The following is an 890-nucleotide window of genomic DNA, read 5'->3' on the forward strand; positions in this document are numbered from 1 at the left end:
CTAGGGCGTGTTGATCTTTCGTGAGTGTTTTTTGAACAGCATGGTAAAGAGTTATAATTTGCTTCGCCAAAAGTAAAACCATAACCAATACCATGCCAAGAACAATGCTAACTGATATTCGCTGGGAACTGCTACTCCAAGTTATGAAAAGTACAGGTCGTATTTACGATAAAACTGAACATCGAATGACATTTGAAGGAATACTTTATCGAATGAGAACAGGTATTCCTTGGCGAGATCTACCCTCTGAGTTCGGAGAGTGGAGTACCGTTTACAGACGATTTAATCTTTGGTCAAAGAAAGGGATTTTAGATAATCTTTTCAAAAGTTTATCTAACATGGCTGATTTTGAATGGGTATTTCTTGATGGCTCTATAGTTAGAGCACATCAGCATAGTACAGGTGCAGCTACTGAAAGTTCAGAGCAAATAGGAAAAAGTCGCGGGGGCAACTCAACCAAAATTCACTTAGCCGTAGATAGTGGTGGCCTGCCGATTTGCTTTGATTTATCAGAGGGACAACGCCACGATATAGTGCATGCCGAAAGCTTAGTTGAGCAACTCGATGAAGTTAATACCATCGTTTGTGATAAAGGATATGACAGCGAACCTTTCCGTACTTTTGTTAAGGAACGTGGCGGAGAAACGGTAATTGCTAAACGCAATTACGGACAAGATATAGACAAAGACAGTATGGATTGGTGTTTATACAAGTATCGTCACTTGGTCGAAAATGCCTTTGGGAGAATTAAGCATTATCGAGCTATTTCAAGTAGATATGACAAGCTAGAAAGGAATTATGCCAGCATGTTATCGCTGGCATTCATGTTAATGTGGCTACCGATGTATTGTTGAACGCGAAATGTACAGCAAAGATCAACACGCCCTAAT

The 890-nt window shown here is 40.1% G+C and carries 1 protein-coding gene; it reads left to right on the top strand.

Going from position 1 to position 890, the window contains the following annotated elements; translation table 11 throughout:
• Positions 1-92: 92 nt before the first annotated feature.
• Positions 93-854, top strand: a complete 762-nt coding sequence (locus tag A136_RS00005; protein ID WP_026028612.1) for an IS5 family transposase — start codon at positions 93-95, stop codon at positions 852-854.
• Positions 855-890 lie beyond the last annotated feature (36 nt).

It is taken from the genome of Vibrio crassostreae 9ZC13, from assembly GCF_000272045.2.
GTDB lineage: Bacteria > Pseudomonadota > Gammaproteobacteria > Enterobacterales > Vibrionaceae > Vibrio > Vibrio crassostreae_C.

Bases quoted from the DNA above. Each gene is read 5' to 3' on its own strand.
- A136_RS00005 (WP_026028612.1), top strand. From the start codon at position 93: ATGCCAAGAACAATGCTAACTGATATTCGCTGGGAACTGCTACTCCAA.